Raw genomic sequence first — 1,814 nt, 5'->3', positions numbered from 1 at the left:
TATTTATTTACTATCAAGTAAATCTCATTTAGAACCGAGGACAATAGTATAACAATGAAAATTATGCTAGTTCTGCGTGGCTTGGTTATTTTACTTTTAATAAGCTCGTTACTATTAATAACCGGCTTGTTTGGCTCATTTGACGATGACTTAAGTAGCAAAATAGACCGCTTAGGCGTGCCTTATGATTCTAGTATTTTCACTCTCTACGATCATAAAATCTATGCCAGTGTTCCCAGCAACGGCAAATATCAAGTGACGCAAGCGGATGTCTCTACGTTTAAGACCTTTAGCGATAAGAAAGGCTATCAATCTCAAAAAGTCGCTATTGATAAAAACCATGTCTATGTAGGCAATCTGATCGTTCCTAATCTAGATCCTAGCAAAACCATCAGCCTAGGAGAAGATTACTATAGCGATGGACAGCATACTTACTATTTAGGCAGTAATAGCATCAGAAATGACACGTTAAATGTAGTAGTCGAAATGTTTCAATTGATGTTATATGGCTTAAACCTCGGCGAAAAGCCACAAACCTATCTCTACCCTATCCAAGAATTACCTCTCAGTAGTCAACCTTATTATCCTCTATTAGAAAACAGTGTAGCGACAGACGGTGAAGCGGTATTTTTTGAGGGCAAACGCTTGCCAGAAGCAGACCCGACTACTTTGCGCCAGCTTGCACAACTATACGACGATGGTGATGAAAGACCGAGTTACGACTATTTTGCAGACAATCAACACGTCTATTACAAAAGTAAATTACTACCGTTTAGCAGCAATGCTGACATCTATAGCTTTGAGATAGAGGGCAACAGTATTGAGTCGTATCTTTTTGACCCTCGCACTGGCAAAGTCTTTATGCATGACGTCGCTTTCGATGAAAAACACACACCTTATGAGCTTATCACGCCTTATGGTGCTCACGTCTATCACGCTTTGTTTGGCTCAAAAGACGGTATTTATTATTATGATCGAGAAGATAACGCAGTCAAAAGAGCGGGGGATAATCCTTTCTACGGCTCGGAATTCGAGGCATTATCTGAGTTTGTCTTTACTGATGGTAAAAATACCTTGTTTTTAGAATCGAGTGAGCATTGGTCAAGTAAAAAAAGTAATGGTACCCGCAGTCAGAATACCTTTATAAAACAGATGCAAGGCATTGATGCTTCGCTATGGAAAAATATCGGTACCTGTATAAGTAGTTTTGGTAGCGTTTGGGAGAATGCAGGCAAACTCTATTATTTTGACAATATGGGTAGCGGTCAATCAATAAAAAATAGTGTTTATTCCATCGACACTCAACAGACGTCGCAAACATTATTGCAAGATAATCTGAGATCAGGACACATCAAAGATTTGGTGGATCGCAAACATCTTATTCCGCTGGAGGGTAAGACCATTGTTACCGCGCTTTCCAAATATGGTTCTAACGTTAGTATGCTTTGGCTACTATTAATCGCTGTTGCTATCATTCCTATTGCTACTTTACTCCAGAAAAACTTTAAGGTTCTACAAGCGCCTTTTATGATTAAAGACGATAAATTGCAGATGCTCACCTTATTTCCTAAATCTTTTAAATTGTCTGAAATTCGGCAAGTTATCTTTACTCAGCATTATCACTTTCGTGCTGGCTACTCAGGAAAAATGCAAGTGCTTCTCAAAAATGGGCATTACAGCAGGCATTATCTATTTTCAAAAACGCTGGCTAGAGATGGTAAATTACAAACCAGAGATTTTATAATTAAACAGCAAGAAATACTAAAGTCACACGGTGTAGATAGTATATTTTAAGAGTTATGTGACCTATAAAC

General features: G+C 38.3%; 1 protein-coding gene. It reads left to right on the top strand.

Going from position 1 to position 1,814, the window contains the following annotated elements; translation table 11 throughout:
* Positions 1 to 54 precede the first annotated feature (54 nt).
* Complete coding sequence (locus ACMHKH_RS14575; protein ID WP_413521342.1) at positions 55 to 1,794, top strand: DKNYY domain-containing protein; 1,740 nt, start codon at positions 55 to 57, stop codon at positions 1,792 to 1,794.
* Positions 1,795 to 1,814: the final 20 nt, after the last annotated feature.

Origin of the sequence: Psychrobacter glacincola (assembly GCF_965118485.1) — a bacterium.
GTDB lineage: Bacteria > Pseudomonadota > Gammaproteobacteria > Pseudomonadales > Moraxellaceae > Psychrobacter > Psychrobacter glacincola_D.
This window is presented reverse-complemented; position numbering and strand designations above follow the sequence as displayed.